The organism is Xanthomonas pisi DSM 18956 (assembly GCF_001010415.1).
Lineage (GTDB): Bacteria > Pseudomonadota > Gammaproteobacteria > Xanthomonadales > Xanthomonadaceae > Xanthomonas > Xanthomonas pisi.
In genome coordinates this window covers 12671-29651 of record NZ_JPLE01000020.1, presented here as the reverse complement: position 1 = coordinate 29651, position 16981 = coordinate 12671, and the positions used below count along the sequence as shown (strand labels likewise).

Sequence of the window (16981 nt, the reverse complement as noted above, 5' to 3'; positions counted from 1 at the left end):
ACGGTCTGCGCGGCCGGTTGCGACTGCCGTTATTCCACCACGACCGGAATCTTGCCGATGCGCGATTGCCATTGGCGCGGGCCGGTCTTGTGCACCGATTCGCCGGTGGAATCCACCGCCACGGTGACCGGCATGTCCTTGACCTCGAATTCGTAGATCGCCTCCATACCCAGGTCTTCGAAGGCCAGCACGCGCGCGGCCTTGATCGCCTTGGACACCAGATACGCCGACCCGCCGACCGCCATCAGGTAGACGGCCTTGTTGTCGCGGATCGCATCGATGGCCGCATCGCCGCGCTCGGACTTGCCGACCATGCCGAGCAGGCCGGTCTGTTCCAGCATCTGGCGGGTGAACTTGTCCATGCGCGTGGCGGTGGTCGGGCCGGCCGGGCCCACTACCTCGTCGCGTACCGGATCGACCGGGCCGACGTAGTAGATGAAGCGGTTGGTGAAATCCACCGGCAGGCTTTCGCCGCGGTTGAGCATGTCGATCATGCGCTTGTGCGCAGCGTCGCGGCCGGTCAGCAGCTTGCCGTTGAGCAGCACCACTTCGCCCGGCTTGAAGCTGGCGACTTCCTCGCGGGTGATGGTGTCCAGATTCACCCGGCGCGCATTGGTCGGGTTGTAGGTGAGCTTGGGCCAGTCTTCCAGCGACGGCGGGTCCAGCATCACCGGGCCACTGCCGTCCAGGGTGAAATGCGCATGGCGGGTGGCGGCGCAATTGGGAATCAACGCCACCGGCAGGTTGGCGGCGTGGGTCGGGTAATCCTTGACCTTGATGTCCAGCACCGTGGTCAGGCCGCCCAGGCCCTGCGCGCCGATGCCGAGCGCGTTGACCTTTTCGTAGAGTTCCAGCCGCAGTTCTTCGGCGCGATTGGAGGCACCGCGCGCCTGCAGGTCGACGATGTCGATCGGCTCCATCAGCGCCTCCTTGGCCAGCAGCATCGCCTTCTCGGCAGTACCGCCGATGCCGATGCCGAGCATGCCCGGCGGGCACCAGCCGGCGCCCATGGTCGGCACGGTCTTGAGCACCCAGTCGACGATGGAATCGGACGGGTTGAGCATGGCGAACTTGCTCTTGGCCTCCGAGCCGCCGCCCTTGGCCGCGACGATCACCTCGAGATGGTCGCCGGGCACGATCTTGGTGTTGACCACCGCCGGCGTATTGTCTTTGGTATTGGCGCGCTTGCCGGCCGGGTCGGCCAGCACGCTGGCGCGCAGCTTGTTGTCGGGATGGTTGTAAGCGCGACGCACGCCTTCGTTGACCATGTCTTCCACGCCCATGGTGGCGTCGTCCCAGCGCACGTTCATGCCGATTTCCAGGAACACGGTGACGATGCCGGTGTCCTGGCAGATCGGGCGGTGGCCTTCGGCGCACATGCGCGAATTGATCAGGATCTGCGCGATGGCGTCCTTGGCGGCCGGCGATTCTTCGCGCTCGTAGGCGGCGGACAGATTCCTGATGTAGTCGACCGGGTGGTAGTAGCTGATGTACTGCAGCGCATCGGCGACGGACTGGATGAGGTCTTCCTGCTTGATCGAGGTCACGGCTGGCTCTACGGCTGGCGGGGGCAATCGGCATATTTTAGAGCAAACCGCGGGCGCGGCCGGATGTGGCATCAATCGCAGCGATCGACAGATGGAGCGGGCGCGCCTGCCAGGACGGGCGCCGCGCCGCCGGTGCCGACCCCGCCAAGCGCGCTGCGACCGGCCTGTGCACCGCGCGATCGCCCGTTGCCAAGCATCCCAACACCCCGCACCCACGCCGCGCGCGGCACACTAGCGCGATGTCAGCTTCCCGTTCCGGCGCCGCCGCGCCCGCCGCTCCCCGTACCGGCCCTACCCTGCGCGAGCGCCTGGATGCGCTGCGTAATCTGCCCCCGTTCCTGCGCCAGATCTGGCAGACCAGCCGCTGGTTGAGCGCCAGCAGTATCGGTCTGCGCGTGCTGCGCGCGTTGATGCCGGTGGCCACGCTGTATATCGGCAAATTGATCATCGACGAGGCGATCCACCTGGTCGGCCAGCCGCCGGCGTTCGAGTCCCTGACCCAGGCATTGAGCAGCGGACGCTTGAACCGCTTGCTGGAATTGCTGGCGCTGGAACTGGCGCTGGCGATCGGTTCGGATCTGCTCGGGCGCATGGTCGGGTATGCCGATGCGCTGTTGTCGGAGCTGTTCAACAACGCTGCCAGCGTGCGGCTGATGGAACATGCCGCCCAATTAGATCTGGAAGACTTCGAAGACCCCGACCGCCAGGACAAGCTCGATCGCGCGCGGCGCCAGACCATGAACCGCATGAACCTGATGAGCCAATTGTTCGGCCAGGTGCAGGACGCCATCACCGTGGTCAGCCTGGCGGTGGGCCTGGTGGTGTATGCGCCGTGGTTGATCGTGCTGCTGGCGATCGCGCTGATCCCGGCCTTCATCGGCGAGGCACACTTCAATGCGCTGGGCTATTCGCTCAACTTCCAGTGGACGCCGGAGCGCCGCCAGCTCGACTACCTGCGCCAGGTCGGCGCCAGCGTGGAGACCGCAAAAGAAGTCAAGATCCTCAACCTGCATCGCTTCCTGATCGCGCGGTACCGGCGCCTGGCCGACAAGTTCTTCCAGGCCAACCGCGCACTGGCGCGCAAGCGTGCGTTGTGGGGAGCGTTGCTGGCGGCGCTGGGCACCTTGGGCTACTACATGGCCTACGGCTACATCGCCTGGCGCACGGTGCGTGGCGATTTCAGCATCGGCGATCTGACCTTTCTGGCCGGCAGTTTCCTGCGCCTGCGTCAGTTGCTGGAAGGCCTGTTGATCGGCTTTTCGCAGGTCGCCGGCCAGGCCTTGTATCTGGACGATCTGTACTCGTTCTTCAACATCGTGCCGGAGATCCGCTCGCGCCCCAATGCCTTGCCGGTGCCGCGCCCGATCCGTCAGGGCTTCGTGTTCGAGGACGTGGGCTTCCGTTATCCGGACGCCGAGCAATGGACGGTGCGGCACCTGGATTTCGAACTGCGCGCCGGCGAAGTGCTGGCGCTGGTCGGCGAAAACGGCGCCGGCAAGACCACCCTGGTCAAGCTGCTGGCGCGGCTGTACGACCCGGACGAAGGCCGCATCCTGCTCGATGGGCAGGACCTGCGCGACTACGACCTGGACGATCTGCGCGCCAACCTGGGGGTAATCTTTCAGGACTTCGTGCGCTACCACCTGAGCGTGGGCGAGAACATCGGCGTGGGCCAGGTCGATGCGATGGACGATACGCCGCGCATCCAGGCCGCTGCGCAGCGCGCAATGGCCGGCGAGCTGATCGACAGCCTGCCCGATGGCTACGACCAATTGATCGGCCGACGCTTCAAGAACAGCGTGGATCTGTCCGGCGGGCAGTGGCAGAAGATCGCCATCGCACGCGCCTACATGCGCGATGCGCAGCTGATGATCCTGGACGAACCCACCGCCGCACTGGATGCGCGCAGCGAGTTCGAGGTGTTCCAGCGCTTCAAGGAACTGTCGGACAACCGCACCGCGGTGCTGATCTCGCACCGCTTCTCCAGCGTGCGCATGGCCGACCGCATCCTGGTGCTGGCCGCCGGCCGCATCGAAGCCAACGGCACCCATGCCGAACTGATGGCCCAGGGCGGGCGCTATGCGGAGCTGTTCGAGTTGCAGGCGGCGGGGTATCGGTGAGGCCGGGAATCGGCATTCGGGATTGGGGATTGGTAAGAGCTGCCGGCTCATCCGCGAGCCCGATGCGTCCAGGACCCAGGATCTGCTCTTGCGAATCCCCAATCCCGACTCCCGAATCCCGGCCGGCCAAATGAGAGCCCCTCTCATTTGGCCGGCTTGAGGTAGAATTGGCCGGTACTCTTCCCACGACACTTACCGGTATGTCTTCCGCTTTCGGCGCCGAAACGGTGCTTGAGGTCCGTCACTGGACCGATGCCTACTTCAGCTTCACCACCACCCGCGATGCCGGTTTCCGCTTCGAGAACGGGCAGTTCGTGATGATCGGTCTGGAGACCGAGACGCGCCCGCTGCTGCGTGCGTATTCGATCGCCAGCGCCAATTGGGAAGAACATCTGGAGTTCTTCAGCATCAAGGTGCCGGACGGCCCGCTGACCTCGCGGCTGCAGCACATCAAACCGGGCGACAAGGTCCTGGTCGGCAAGAAGCCCACCGGCACGCTGCTGATCAGCGACCTGCACCCGGGCCGCAATCTGTATCTGTTGGGCACCGGCACCGGCCTGGCGCCGTGGCTGTCGATCATCAAGGACCCGGAAACCTACGAGCGCTTCGACAAGGTGATCCTCACCCAGGGCGTGCGCTTCGTGCAGGACCTGGCCTATCGCGACTACTTCGAGCGCGAGCTGCCGCAGCACGAATTCCTCGGCGATCTGCTGCGCGAAAAACTGCTGTATTACCCGGCGGTCACCCGCGAAGCGTTTGCCAACCAGGGCCGGTTGACCGAGCTGATGGCCGATGGCCGCATGCAGCAGACGCTCGGGTTGCCTACCCTGGACCCGGCCAACGACCGCTTCATGATCTGCGGCAGCCCGCAGATGCTGGCCGACCTGCGCAGCCTGCTGGACGCGCGCGGCTTCCAGACCTCGCCACGCATCGGCACGCCGGGGCATTACGTGTTCGAGCGCGCCTTCGTCGAGAAGTGATGCAGCGCGCGGCAATGCCGTTGCTGCACCCTCGTAGGAGCGCACCCGGGCGCGACCGCGCAGTCCCGGTAACGCCTCTCAGCCTCTGCATAACGCCTGATCTCCTCGGTCATGCCGCATCGCGCCCGGGTGCGCTCCTACGGTGCAAGTTGCGCGCGCGACATCACGCGGCCAGCGCGCGTTCGATGTCCGCGACCAGGGCCTCCGGCTTGGTGGTCGGTGCGTAGCGCTCCAGCACGGCGCCGTCGCGGCCGATCAGGAACTTGGTGAAGTTCCACTTGATCGCCTCCGATCCAAGCACGCCACGTTGTTCGTGCTTGAGCCATTGCCACAGCGGATGCGCGCCGCTGCCGTTGACCTCGACCTTGGACGCCAGCGGAAAATCCACCGCGTAGTCGAGCGAACAGAACTGGCGGATCTGTGCAGCATCGCCCGGCTCCTGATGGCCGAACTGATCGCACGGGAAACCGATCACCACCAACCCACGCTCGCGATAGCGCTGCCACAGCGCCTGCAGGCCTGCGTACTGCGGGGTAAAGCCGCATTTGGAAGCGACATTGACCACCAGCACCACCTTGCCGGCGTAGTCGCGCATCGACCGGGGCCGGCCTTCCAGGTCGGTGAATTCGAACGTGGAGATGTCGCTCATGGCTGCCCTGAAGTGTGCGAGGTGGGCAGCGTAACCCAGCAGCCCGCAGTGTCGCATCGCGGTTGCCGGGCGCGTCAGCCGGGAGAGGCGGTGTTCAACGGATCCGTCGCCGTCGCCATCTGGCCCTTTCCGCTGGTTCCGACCGTTGCCGGCTGCTGACACGGCGCGCTACCGGCCAGCATCCGTCAGGCGGGCTGATCGAGACCTGGCTGCCCGCCGGGCAGCTGGAATGCAGCCGAGTGGAACACGCCGCACCGCGTACCGGCAGCGCCGGTCCGGCGGCTGTGCGCTCATGGCGTCATCGGTCATGTGCCCGCAAGACCAGTAGCGGTCGTGCCCGCCTGATGGCGGCGCAATGACCTTACAGCCATGCCTTTTGTCACACGCCTGTCCCGGCAGGCTAGGTTAGCCTCGGCGGTTCGCACTTTGGAGCTACCTTCTTGACCACCCGTCTCGCTTTTGCCCTGGCCGCTTCCCTGGGACTTGCCATGCCGTCCTACAGCATCGCCGCACCCGCGACCACGCAGGCTGCCACCCAAGCCAACCCCTTCTTTGCCGACAGCACGCTGCCGCTGCATTACCCGCAGTTCGACAAAATCACCGACAGCGACTTCGCCCCCGCCTTCGACGCCGGCATGGCCGAGCAATTGAAGGAGGTGGACAAGATCGCCAACCAGAAAGCCAAGCCGAGCTTCGACAACACCATCGTCGCGCTGGAAAAGAGCGGCGCCACGCTCGATCGCGCCACCACGGTGTTCTTCAATCTGGTGGGTGCCGACACCAACGATGCACGCAAGAAACTGCAGGCCGATTATTCGGCCAGGTTCGCCGCGCATCGCGATGCGATTTCGCTCAACGGCAAGTTGTTCGCGCGCATCCAGACCCTGTACGACCAGCGCGCCAAGCTGGGCCTGGATCCGCAAAGCCTGCGCCTGGTCGAGAAGTACTACAGCGACTTCGTCCGCGACGGCGCCAAGCTCTCCGATGCCGACAAGACCACGCTCAAGGCGATGAATGCCGAGCTGGCCAACCTGGGCACCACCTTCAGCCAGAACGTGCTGACCGAGGTCAACGCCGCTGCAGTGGTGGTGGATGACGTCAAGCAGCTCGACGGCCTGTCTGAAGAACAGATCGCCGCTGCCGCCGAAGCGGCCAAGGCGCGCAAGCTCGATGGCAAGTACGTCATCGCGCTGCTCAACACCACCGGCCAGCCGCCGCTGACCCAGCTGAACAATCGCGACCTGCGCAAGAAAATCTATGACGCGTCGGTCTCGCGCGGCAGCCACGGCGGCCAGTACGACAACACCGCGCTGGTGTCGCGCATCATGAAGCTGCGCGCCGACAAGGCCAAGCTGCTCGGCTTCCCGACCTACGCTGCGTATTCGCTGGAAAACCAGACCGCCAAGACCCCCGAAGCGGTCAACGCCATGCTCGGCAAGTTGGCGCCCGCTGCGGTGGCCAACGCCAGGCGCGAGGCCGCCGATCTGCAGGCGATGATCGACAAGGAGCAGAAGGCCGCGCGCAAGCCGACGTTCAAGCTAGAAGCCTGGGACTGGGCCTACTACAGCGAGAAGGTGCGCCAGGCCAAGTACAACTTCGACGAATCCCAGCTCAAGCCGTACTTCGAGCTAAAGAACGTGCTGGAAAACGGCGTGTTCTATGCGGCCAACCAGGAATACGGCCTGACCTTCAAGCAGCGCACCGACCTGCCGACCTACCGCGACGACATCACCGTCTATGACGTGTTCGACGCCGACGGCAAGCAGCTGGCGATCTTCATTGCCGACATGTATGCGCGCGAATCCAAGCGCGGTGGCGCATGGATGAACTCCTACGTGTCGCAGTCGGATCTGACCGGTTTCAAGCCGGTGGTGGCCAATCACCTCAACATTCCCAAGCCGCCGGCCGGCCAGCCGACGTTGCTGACCTGGGACGAAGTCACCACCATGTTCCATGAGTTCGGCCATGCGCTGCACGGCATGTTCTCCGACGTCAAATACCCCTACTTCTCCGGCACCAGCGTGCCGCGCGACTTCGTCGAGTTCCCTTCGCAGGTCAACGAGATGTGGGCCGACGAGCCGTCCATCCTGAAGAACTACGCCAAGCATTACCAGAACGGCACCCCGATGCCGCAGGCGCTGCTGGACAAGGTGATTGCCGCGTCCAAGTTCAATCAGGGCTTTGCCACCACTGAGTATCTGGGTGCGGCGATGCTGGATCAGAACTGGCATCAGGTCAGCGCCAACCAAGTACCGGACGCCGCCGGCGTGATGGCCTTCGAAGCCAAGGCCCTGCAACAGGACGGCATCGCCTACGCGCCGGTGCCGCCGCGCTACAAGACCCCGTACTTCAGCCACATCATGGGCGGCTACGCGGCCGGCTACTACGCCTACATCTGGTCCGAAGTCCTGGATGCCAACACCCAGCAGTGGTTCAAGCAACATGGCGGCTTGAGCCGCGCCAACGGCGACCGCTTCCGCAAGACGCTGCTGTCGCGCGGCGGCAGTGTGGACGCGATGGAGCTGTTCCAGAACTTTGCCGGGCATGCACCGCAGATCGAGCCCTTGCTTGAAAAGCGCGGCCTGAGCGCGCATGGCGGCGATGGCGCCACACCGGAGGCAGCGCAGTCCAAGCCGTAATCGGACCTGCATCGCCACAACGCCGCCCGGAGCGATCCGGGCGGCGTTGTCGTTTTGGCGCTGGCATGCGGCGCAGCTGCCGCGTGGCGCTCAGGCGTCTACGGCATCCACGCCATTGAGCAGCTTCTTCAGCAGCTTTTCCAGACGCGCCTGCTCCGCGTCGCTGAGGTCGGCCGTCTGTTCGTGCAACAGCGTGCATGCTTCCGGTAACAGGCTTTCGATCAATGCCAGCCCGGCCGGTTGCAGGGTCAGCATGATCTTGCGGCGGTCGTCGGCACTGCTGCCACGCGCGATCAAGCCCTTCTCGCACAGCTGGTCAGTGAGCCGGGTGATGTTGGCCGGCTTCTCGCTGGCGGCCTCTGCCGCCTCGGTCGGGGTAATCGCCTGTTCGGGCGTGCCGTACAACATCATCAGGATTTCGTATTCCGGCGGGCTGATCCCGTACGGCTTGAGTCGCACACAACTGATGGTGTGCAGCCGCTTGTAGAGATGCTTGATCAACCTCACCAGGACAGCCGGCTCCCGCGGAAAGGCTGGGTAGCGCGCGCAGGTGTGGTCCACGCGATTTGCGGTTGGATCGAAACTACTCATATCACCCGTTTGGCTACATTACTGAATGGCCGAACCATTCAATCACATCACCTGCGGGGCGACACCTCAACGAGCGAAAAGATGTACATATTCCGGCGCGATCCACGGCATCAAGGTGGATGCAGCGACCTCGGCCGTTTGCGTGCCGTCCGAATATGGCCCGACCTGATAAGGCGGAAACACGAAGCGCACTGCGGTGATCTGCCCGGCTGCATTCAACACCGGGACGAACTGCGCGAAGTTGTCCACTTGCGCTGCAGTGCCTTCGGCAATCATGCGGTCGGCCGATGCGACTTGTTCGGCCTGTTCCTCCACCGGTACCCGATCGGCCTCCACACGTTGGGTAGCCGCCGCATGCAATTGCGCAGCGACATCGCGACCGATCTTTTCCCATCCGGCCGGATCTGGAACCAACGCTTGCGCGGTCAGTTGCTTGCGCTCCTTGATCAGCCACACGAAACGCGCCACCAGCGGCTCGCCATGCGCGCCGCCGGTGTAGCGGCTGCCATCGGCGGAAATGACGATCAGATCGGTGGTCTGCAACAATCTTTCGAATGCCAGCGACAACTCATAAGGCGCCGCGGGCTTGTCGTTGCCCAGACCGGAGACGGCTTCCATCAACTCGCTGCGGGCATCCTGGGCATATTTGCGAATCACCGCAGCCAGCTCCGGGTACGCATCCAGCCCACGCGGATAGCTGATACCAACCATGTAGGCCGGCGCATGTTCGATCACATCTTCCAGCGGGCCGCTCTGCACCATCAGGGGTTCCGGCGCCGGCGCCGGCGTTGTCGGTGCGGCCGCATCGGCTGCCGGCTCCGCCGGCTCGACCGCTGCAGGTTCGCGCTGCGTACAGCCCGCCAACAGGGCCAGCAGCAGCAGACCGCGCACACTAGTGAATCCAAGCAACCGCCCCATTCCCACCTGCTCCCCTGATCGAACCACCCACTGCTGTCCGTCAGGCCAGCAGATCCTGAAACTGTTGATGCCGGCGCATGTAAGCGGCGGCGTAGCTGCACGCTGGCACGACCATCAGGCCAGCCGCACGCGCATGCTGCAAAGCGGCCTCGACCAACACGGCGGCAATCCCGCGACCTGCAATTGCATCCGGTACTAGCGTATGCGTAATGGTCATGCGCTTGGCTTCGAGCCGATAAACCAGCTCGGCATGATGTCCCTCGGTGTCAACAATGAAGCGCTGCTGTGTGGGATCGTGTTGGGCGTGCACTGTCGCTGCCTCCATCGTGGTCTGCGCCCGGCAGTGAAGATGCGCCAGTGTGACCAGCGCGACGCCGCGCCTGCGTGAAAATGAATCGACGCTGTGACCGCCTTCCCGGCCTGGCAAAGATGGCCTTAAGTTCGCTCGGGTAGCGCCGATAGCTGACTCGAAGGCGCTGCCTGCAACCGGTCTCCGGGCTGGCCAGTGCCCTCGCCTTATCAACGAGGAGTCACCGCATGCACAACGATTCGGCAGGAAACGGCACAGACAGCGATAGCTCGCTGCTGGAAGGCTTGTTCCAGTTCGCCATCAATGGCGACACCCACAACCCCGACTTCGCGCAACTCAACGATACCGTCTACGAACGTCTGCAGCAGGCCTACGGCGCGGCGTCGGGCGCAGCGCTCAGCACCGACCGGGAACGCAACGCGGCCTGATGCCGGCCTCGCTCCATCTGCCAGGACCTGTGACGCCATGGCGTCGGTCCTGGCCCGGTTGCCGCAGGCAACCGCTGCACTGATGCGTCAGCTGCGTTGCCGCAGCGCCGGCCAGCCCGGCCCCCCAGGCAGCAAGACGGTCAGCGCCCTCAGCCGAAGCGGGGATTGGACAGCTGCTCCAGGAAGACCTGCCACACCCGCGGCTCCATGATCAGCATGAACATCACACCGAATGCCGCACCGGCCAGGTGCGCGCTGTGGTTGATGCGATCGCCGCCGCGGCGGTCCATCCACAGGCTGTAGCCCACGTAGAACACCGCATAGATGATCGCCGGTGCCGGAATGAACAGCACCAGGATGATGGTCCACGGCTGCAGCAGGATGAAGGCGAACAGCACCGCCGACACCGCACCGGAGGCGCCCAGGCTCAGGTAATTGGGGTTCTTCTGGTTCTTCAGATAGCTGGGCAGGATCGACACCACCAGCGCAGCCAGATAGAACAGCGGATAGGTCAGCACGCTGCCGGTCAGCTGCGTCATCACGCTTTCGATCACCCGTCCGAAAAAGAACAGCGTGATCATGTTGAAGACCAGGTGCCCCAGGTCGGCATGGATGAAGCCGTAGGTGACCAGACGGTCGTACTGCTTGTGCTTGTCCAACGCCGGCGGCCAAAGGATCAAGCGGTCGTTCAATTTGCGGTTGTTGAACGCCATCCACGAGACGAGGCCGGTGATGGCGATCAGGATCAGGGTAATCATGCAGACCTCAGGCAGAACGGTAATTGTCGACCATGCGATACCGGCGTGCGTACAGGCCGAAGGCCAGTGCTGCCAGGAACGCGAAGGCCGCGAAGAAGAACATCAGGAATGCCGCTTCGCTGAGCCCAGTATCGGCGATATGGGAGGTCACCGTCGCGTTGCGCACCGCCACGTTCGATAGCAGCACCCACAGATTGCCCACCGTGGTGGTCAGATACCAGAAGCTCATCACCACACCCTTCATCGACGGCGGCGCCTGGCTGTAGGCGAACTCGATGCCGGTGGCCGACACCAGCACCTCGCCGAAGGTGAGCAAGGCATAGGGCAGCATCTGCCAGGCGATGTGCATCGGCTCACCGCCGTCCATGACGACCTGGATCGCGCCGACCGCAATCCACGCCACGCCGCTGAAGGCGATACCGCTGGTCATGCGACGCAACGGCGTCGGCTCCCAGCCACGGCGGCGCAGCAGCGGGTATAGCACCAGGTTGTTGAAGGGGATCAGCAGCATCACCAGCAGCGGATTGAGCGCCTGCATCTGCGAGGCGGTGAACCAAGCCGGCATGGTCATCTCGCGCCCTTGCAGCACCCAGGTCGAGGCCTTCTGATCGAACAACGAAAAGAACGGCGTCACCAGCGCGAAGATCACCAGCACCCGCAGCAATGCGCGCACGCCTTCGACCGCTGCATCCGGATGCGTGCCGCGCGCGCGTTCCAGCTGCCACCAGGTGCCGCCGCCGATCCCGGCCAGCAGCAGCACCAGCGCCATGCACAGACAGATGACGATGCCCAGCGGCTCGATCAGCGCCATGCAGGCCAGCGCAGCGACCACCGCGACGATGGCCAGTACCAGGCCAGGCCGTCCCTGCCCTGGTGCGCGTGCCAGCAATGCCGTGCGCAGCACGGCGCCAAACCCGTGCGGGTCTTTCGGCGGCAACGGCACCAGCACGTAGCGCTTGCGCCCCAGCCAGAACACCAGCGTGGCCACGAACATCAAAATGCCGGGGATGCCGAACGCCCACGACGGGCCCAGATGCTTCAGCGCCAGCGGAATCAGCAACGAGGCGAACAGCGAGCCGAAGTTGATGATCCAGTAGAAGGCGTCGAACACCACCTTGGCCATGTGCTTGTTGGACTGGTCGAACTGGTCGCCCATGAACGAGGCCACCAGCGGCTTGATGCCGCCCGCGCCCAGCGCGATCAGGCCCAGCCCCACGAAGAAGCCGTGACGGCTGCCCTCGAACATCGCCAGACACGCGTGGCCGGCGCAATAGATCAGGCTGAACCACAGGATGGTGTTGTATTTGCCAAACAGCCGGTCGGCCAGCCAACCGCCCAGCAGCGGGAAGAAGAACACCCCGATCATGAAACTGTGCAGGATGTGCTTGGCTTCGGCCTCTCGGTCCGGCCCGCCAACTTCCTGCAGCAGCATCGAGGTGATCAGAAACTGCACCAGGATGTTGCGCATCCCGTAAAAGCTGAAACGCTCGCAGGCTTCGTTGCCGATGATGAAAGGAATCTGGCGCGGCAAGCGCGCGCCGGCCGTGGGGCCCGGCAAGGTCGAGGTGGTCAAAGGCGGTCCGGTCGAACGGAAAACAGGCCCTATCGTACCGGCGCCGAGAGGCCGGCCGCCATGCAGGAGCAGGCGCGCGCGCGGCGCGGCGCGCCACCGACATCGCATAGCACGCATGCGAGCCCGCGTGCAGGCGCGCGCAGAACCTATCGATACCCGACAAAAGCAGCGTGTTCGGAGCGCTCGCGCCCGCTTTGAATGGTCGGCAAATGTCGCAGTGCAGATTGGCCTTCCAGCTCGGCTCGGCTACATTGCAAACGTTTTCCTGGAACACTGGACCGCTGGATGCCCCGCTTCACCCGCCTGGCCCTGAGCCTGTTGTTGTTGACCTGTGCCCCTGCTGCGCTGACCGCCGAACCGCTGACCACCCAGGCCGAGCGTAGCGGCTTCGTGCAGACCGGACGCTACGACGAAGTCATCGCACTGTGCGATGCCTTTGCCCAGCGCTACCCGCAGGCGGTGCGCTGCGTGGAGTTCGGTAGCACGCCGGAAGGCCGGCCGATGAAGGCGTTGATCGCCTCCACCAGCGGCGCGCTGGATGCGGCTGGCGCCGCGCAGCGCAAGCTGCCGGTGGTGCTGATCCAGGGCGGCATCCATGCCGGCGAGATCGATGGCAAGGACGCGGGCTTTCTGGCTTTGCGCCAGCTGCTCGATGGCAAGGCCGGCAAGGGCGTGCTCGACCAGCTGGTCTGGGTGTTCGTGCCGGTGTTCAACGTCGATGGGCATGAGCGCTTCGGCGCCTGGAACCGCCCCAACCAGCGCGGACCCGAACAGATGGGCTGGCGCACCACCGCGCAGAACCTCAATCTCAACCGCGACTACGTCAAGGCCGACGCGCCGGAGATGCAGGCGATGCTGCGGCTGGTGCAGCAGTGGGACCCGCTGATGGTCGTGGACCTGCATGTCACCGACGGCGCCAAGTTCGAGCACGACGTCTCGGTGCAGGTGGAGCCGGTGCATGCCGGCGACACCACGCTGCAACGCGACGGTACGCGTTGGCGCGACGCGGTGCTGGGCGACCTCACCAGGCAAGGTTCGCTGCCGCTGCCGTACTACCCGTCTTTCGTGCATGAGGACGACCCCGCCTCCGGTTTCGCCGACGACGTATCGCCGCCGCGCTTTTCGCATGGCTATTTTCTGCTGCGCAACCGCTTCGGCATGCTGGTGGAAACCCACTCGTGGAAGGACTACCCCACACGCGTGCGGGTGACCCGCAACGCCATCGTGTCGGTGCTGGAGCAGACCGCAAGACACGGCAGTGCCTGGCGCGCCGATGCGCTGGCGGCCGATCGGCGCGCCAGCCAGCTGGCCGGCATGCCCGAGCCGCTGAGCTTTGCTGCCGGCCCTGCCGCGCGCACCGTGGCATTCCGCGGCTATGCGTACACGCGCACACCCTCGCCGATTTCCGGCGCGTTGATGACGCGCTACGACGAGAGCAAACCGCAGATCTGGAAGCTACCGCTGCGCGATCAGATCAAACCCGATCTGGTGGTCGAGGCACCGCGTGGCGGATATCTGGTGCCGGCCGCGCACGCCGCCTTCGTCGCAGAAAAATTGCGCCTGCACGGCATCGATTTCCGCACCGTCGCCAGTGCAGCCGAACACCCGGTGCAGACCTTCCGCGCCGACACCGCCAGCGTTGCCGCGCGCTCGAACGAAGGCCACCAGACGCTGGACGTCGTTGGGCAGTGGCGCGATGAAACCCGCGCCGTGCCCGCCGGCTCGCTGTTCGTACCGATCGCTCAGCCCAAGGCACGTTTGCTGATGGCGATGCTGGAGCCGCAGGCACCGGACTCCTTGCTGCAGTGGGGCTTTTTCAATTCGGCCTTCGAGCGCAAGGAATACATGGAGGCCTACGTGGCCGAAGACGTGGCGCGCCACATGTTGGCCAACGACGCCGCGCTCAAGGCGCAGTTCGAACAGCGCATCGCCAGCGACCCGGCGTTTGCCAAGAGCCCGCAGGCGCGCCTGGAGTTCTTCGCCAAGCGTCACTCCTCCTGGGACGAGCGCTACCAGCTGTATCCGGTGCTGCGTACCGCGCAGACCGACTTCTAAACCGCGCCGCCGATTCCGGCGAGCGGCCGAGCGGCGCCTGTGCGCCCCTACCAGTCGGGCATTTCGGTACCCCTCAAGTTTTGTAATGACCCAGCACCACAAGGACACCCCGTGCCACACCCCGATATGAAAACGTTTACAACAACCGTCAATCGTCCTCGCCCACTCGTACTGGCGGTGGTGATGGGCCTGGGCATTGCGCTGACCGCGCCGTTGGCAATCGCACAATCCGCATCGGCATCGCAGCCGTGGATGGACACCGCATTGAGCGCCGACCAGCGTGCGGACCGGCTGCTGGCACAGATGAGCGAGGATGAAAAATTCCAGATGCTGCGCAGCTATTTCGGCCTGGGCACCGACAAGATTCCCAAGCCGGAAGGCGCGCTGGGGTCGGCCGGTTATGTACCCGGCATTCCACGCCTGGGCATCCCGGCGCAGCAGCTGGCCGATGCCGGGGTGGGCGTGACCAATCCCGGCGGGATCCGCAAGGGCGATTTCGCCACCGCGATGCCGTCGGGCCCATCCACGGCGTCGAGCTGGAACCCGCAGCTGGCCTTTGCCGGCGGCAGGACCATGGGCCGCGAATCCTGGCAGCAGGGCTTCAATGTGTTGCTGGCCGGCAGCGTCAACCTGCAGCGCGACCCGCGCAACGGGCGCAATTTCGAATATGCCGGCGAAGACCCGCTGCTGGCCGGCACCATGGTCGGCGAATCGATTCGTGGCGTGCAGAGCGAACACGTGCTGTCGACGATGAAGCACTTCGCGCTCAACGACATGGAAACCCGGCGCAACTTCCACAGCGCGCAGATCGGCGAGCAGGCGATGCACGAATCGGACCTGCTGGCCTTCGAGATCGCGCTGAAGATCGGCGACCCGGCTTCGGTGATGTGCTCGTACAACAAGATCAACGGCATCTACGGCTGCGAGCACGACTACCTGCTCAACCAGGTACTCAAGCAGGAATGGAAATACCCCGGCTACGTGATGTCCGACTGGGGCGGCGTGCACAGCGGCTCCAAGGCGGCCCTGGCCGGACTGGACCAGCAATCGGCCGGCGAAGTGTTCGATGCGGCGGTGTTCTTCGACGCGCCGTTGCGCATGGCGGTGGGCGCTGGCGTGGTGCCGCGCGCGCGCTTCGACGACATGGTCAGGCGGGTGTTGCGCAGCCTGTTCGCGCATGGCGCGTTCGATCACCCGACCCAGCGCCAACCCATCGATGGCAAAGCCGGGCAACTGGCCGCGCAGCATGTCGCCGAAGAAGGCAGCGTGCTGCTGCGCAATGAGCAGGCCACCTTGCCGCTGTCCAAGGACGTGCGCCGTCTCGCGGTGATCGGCGGCTACGCCGACAAGGGCGTGATGTCCGGCGGCGGCTCCTCGCGCGTGGACTACACCGTCAATGGCGGCAACGCCGTACCCGGGCTCACCCCGACCACCTGGCCCGGCCCGGTGATCATCCATCCGTCCTCGCCGCTGCAGGCGCTGCGCGCCGCGTTGCCGAACGTGCAGATCGATTATGTCGACGGCAAGGACCGCGCTGCCGCGGCACGCGCGGCCAAGGCCGCCGATGTGGCGATCGTGTTCGCGACCCAATGGGCCGCCGAATCGGTGGACCTGCCGGACATGCAATTGCCCAACAACCAGGATGCCTTGATCGAGGCGGTGGCCAAGGCCAATCCCAGGACCACCGTGGTGCTGGAAACCAACGGCCCGGTGCGCATGCCCTGGGCCGAGCGCGTGCCGGCAGTGCTGCAGGCCTGGTACCCGGGCATCGGTGGCGGCGAAGCCATCGCCAACCTGCTGACCGGCGCGGTGAATCCTTCCGGCCATCTGCCGGTGACCTGGCCGGTGGACGAATCGCAGCTGCCGCGCCCGTCGATTCCGGGGCTGGGCTTCACGCCGGCCAAGCCGGGCGAAGACAGCATCGACTACGCCATCGAAGGGGCCAATGTCGGCTACAAGTGGTTTGCCGCGCGCAAGCTCACCCCGCGGTATCCGTTCGGGCACGGCCTGTCGTACACGCAGTTCCGCATGGGCGGCCTGCAGGTGGACGCGCAAGGCAGTACCCTCACCGCGCGCTTTGAAGTGGAGAACACCGGCCCGCGCGAAGGCGCTGCCGTGCCGCAGCTCTACGTCACCCTGCCCGACGGCCACCCCACCCCGCTGCGCCTGATCGGCTGGCAGAAGCTCACGCTCAAGCCTGGCGAAAAGCGCAGCGTGCAGGTGGTGGCCGAGCCAAAGACGCTGGCCGATTTCGATGCCAAGGCACGTCACTGGAAGATCGCTGCCGGCACCTACCGCGTGCAGTTGGCGCGTTCGGCGAATGAACCGGTGCAGAGTGCGGAGGTGACGCTGCAGGCGGCGCGGCTGCCGTGAGCGCAATGGCGGGCGCCTCATTGAGCGCGTCCGCCGTGCG

13 protein-coding genes are annotated in these 16981 nt (G+C 65.0%); 6 read left to right on the top strand and 7 right to left on the bottom strand.

The window, feature by feature from the left end; genetic code table 11:
- Nucleotides 1–29: 29 nt before the first annotated feature.
- Complete coding sequence (locus Y887_RS05830; protein ID WP_046963443.1) at nt 30–1547, bottom strand: fumarate hydratase; 1518 nt, start codon at nt 1545–1547, stop codon at nt 30–32.
- Between the two features lie 239 nt (nt 1548–1786).
- On the opposite strand from Y887_RS05830, the gene Y887_RS05825 reads away from it, so the two are divergent.
- Together Y887_RS05825 and Y887_RS05820 are read left to right on the top strand one after the other, a co-directional pair.
- A complete protein-coding gene (locus Y887_RS05825; protein ID WP_046963442.1) occupies nt 1787–3667 on the top strand; it encodes an ABC transporter ATP-binding protein in 1881 nt (626 codons plus the stop codon).
- Nucleotides 3668–3867: 200 nt separating this feature from the next.
- Nucleotides 3868–4647 (top strand): ferredoxin--NADP reductase, encoded by a 780-nt coding sequence (locus Y887_RS05820; protein ID WP_046963441.1) that lies wholly within the window; start codon nt 3868–3870, stop codon nt 4645–4647.
- Nucleotides 4648–4810: 163 nt separating this feature from the next.
- On the opposite strand, the gene Y887_RS05815 is transcribed toward Y887_RS05820, so the two are convergent.
- Complete coding sequence (locus Y887_RS05815; RefSeq protein ID WP_046963440.1) at nt 4811–5296, bottom strand: glutathione peroxidase; 486 nt, start codon at nt 5294–5296, stop codon at nt 4811–4813.
- A 440-nt stretch (nt 5297–5736) separates the two neighbouring features.
- Here Y887_RS05815 and Y887_RS05810 point away from each other — a divergent pair, with 440 nt between their 5' ends.
- The gene (locus Y887_RS05810) at nt 5737–7935 is read left to right on the top strand and encodes a M3 family metallopeptidase (protein ID WP_181112909.1); all 2199 of its coding nucleotides are present in this window, start codon (nt 5737–5739) and stop codon (nt 7933–7935) included.
- A 90-nt stretch (nt 7936–8025) separates the two neighbouring features.
- On the opposite strand, the gene Y887_RS05805 is transcribed toward Y887_RS05810, so the two are convergent.
- The 3 genes from Y887_RS05805 to Y887_RS05795 all read right to left on the bottom strand — a co-directional run bounded on the left by Y887_RS05805 (nt 8026) and on the right by Y887_RS05795 (nt 9769).
- On the bottom strand, nt 8026–8526 hold the full coding sequence (locus Y887_RS05805; RefSeq protein WP_046963438.1) for a MarR family winged helix-turn-helix transcriptional regulator: 501 nt from the start codon (nt 8524–8526) through the stop codon (nt 8026–8028).
- 66 nt (nt 8527–8592) lie between these two features.
- Nucleotides 8593–9444 carry a DUF3298 and DUF4163 domain-containing protein gene (locus tag Y887_RS05800; RefSeq protein WP_046963437.1) on the bottom strand — a complete coding sequence of 284 codons (852 nt, stop codon included), beginning with the start codon at nt 9442–9444 and terminating at the stop codon, nt 8593–8595.
- 40 nt (nt 9445–9484) lie between these two features.
- Nucleotides 9485–9769, bottom strand: coding sequence for a GNAT family N-acetyltransferase (locus Y887_RS05795; protein WP_046963436.1), 285 nt, complete (start codon nt 9767–9769; stop codon nt 9485–9487).
- Nucleotides 9770–9981: 212 nt separating this feature from the next.
- Here Y887_RS05795 and Y887_RS05790 point away from each other — a divergent pair, with 212 nt between their 5' ends.
- A complete protein-coding gene (locus Y887_RS05790) occupies nt 9982–10182 on the top strand; it encodes a hypothetical protein (RefSeq protein WP_046963435.1) in 201 nt (66 codons plus the stop codon).
- A gap of 149 nt (nt 10183–10331) precedes the next feature.
- On the opposite strand, the gene Y887_RS05785 is transcribed toward Y887_RS05790, so the two are convergent.
- Nucleotides 10332–10940 (bottom strand): rhomboid family intramembrane serine protease, encoded by a 609-nt coding sequence (locus tag Y887_RS05785; protein ID WP_046963434.1) that lies wholly within the window; start codon nt 10938–10940, stop codon nt 10332–10334.
- 7 nt (nt 10941–10947) lie between these two features.
- A complete protein-coding gene (locus Y887_RS05780; protein WP_046963433.1) occupies nt 10948–12513 on the bottom strand; it encodes a POT-type proton-dependent oligopeptide transporter in 1566 nt (521 codons plus the stop codon).
- 285 nt (nt 12514–12798) lie between these two features.
- On the opposite strand from Y887_RS05780, the gene Y887_RS05775 reads away from it, so the two are divergent.
- Both Y887_RS05775 and Y887_RS05770 read left to right on the top strand, forming a co-directional pair.
- Nucleotides 12799–14568, top strand: coding sequence for a M14 family metallopeptidase (locus tag Y887_RS05775; RefSeq protein ID WP_046963432.1), 1770 nt, complete (start codon nt 12799–12801; stop codon nt 14566–14568).
- A gap of 183 nt (nt 14569–14751) precedes the next feature.
- The gene (locus tag Y887_RS05770) at nt 14752–16941 is read left to right on the top strand and encodes a beta-glucosidase family protein (protein ID WP_046963431.1); all 2190 of its coding nucleotides are present in this window, start codon (nt 14752–14754) and stop codon (nt 16939–16941) included.
- Nucleotides 16942–16981: the final 40 nt, after the last annotated feature.

Excerpts from the sequence above, each read along its gene's own strand:
- Y887_RS05825 (WP_046963442.1), top strand. The coding sequence starts at position 1,787 with ATGTCAGCTTCCCGTTCCGGCGCCGCCGCGCCCGCCGCTCCCCGTACC.
- Y887_RS05820 (WP_046963441.1), top strand. The coding sequence starts at position 3,868 with ATGTCTTCCGCTTTCGGCGCCGAAACGGTGCTTGAGGTCCGTCACTGG.
- Y887_RS05815 (WP_046963440.1), bottom strand. The coding sequence starts at position 5,296 with ATGAGCGACATCTCCACGTTCGAATTCACCGACCTGGAAGGCCGGCCC.
- Y887_RS05805 (WP_046963438.1), bottom strand. The coding sequence starts at position 8,526 with ATGAGTAGTTTCGATCCAACCGCAAATCGCGTGGACCACACCTGCGCG.
- Y887_RS05800 (WP_046963437.1), bottom strand. The coding sequence starts at position 9,444 with ATGGGGCGGTTGCTTGGATTCACTAGTGTGCGCGGTCTGCTGCTGCTG.
- Y887_RS05795 (WP_046963436.1), bottom strand. The coding sequence starts at position 9,769 with ATGGAGGCAGCGACAGTGCACGCCCAACACGATCCCACACAGCAGCGC.
- Y887_RS05790 (WP_046963435.1), top strand. The coding sequence starts at position 9,982 with ATGCACAACGATTCGGCAGGAAACGGCACAGACAGCGATAGCTCGCTG.
- Y887_RS05785 (WP_046963434.1), bottom strand. The coding sequence starts at position 10,940 with ATGATTACCCTGATCCTGATCGCCATCACCGGCCTCGTCTCGTGGATG.
- Y887_RS05775 (WP_046963432.1), top strand. The coding sequence starts at position 12,799 with ATGCCCCGCTTCACCCGCCTGGCCCTGAGCCTGTTGTTGTTGACCTGT.
- Y887_RS05770 (WP_046963431.1), top strand. The coding sequence starts at position 14,752 with ATGGGCCTGGGCATTGCGCTGACCGCGCCGTTGGCAATCGCACAATCC.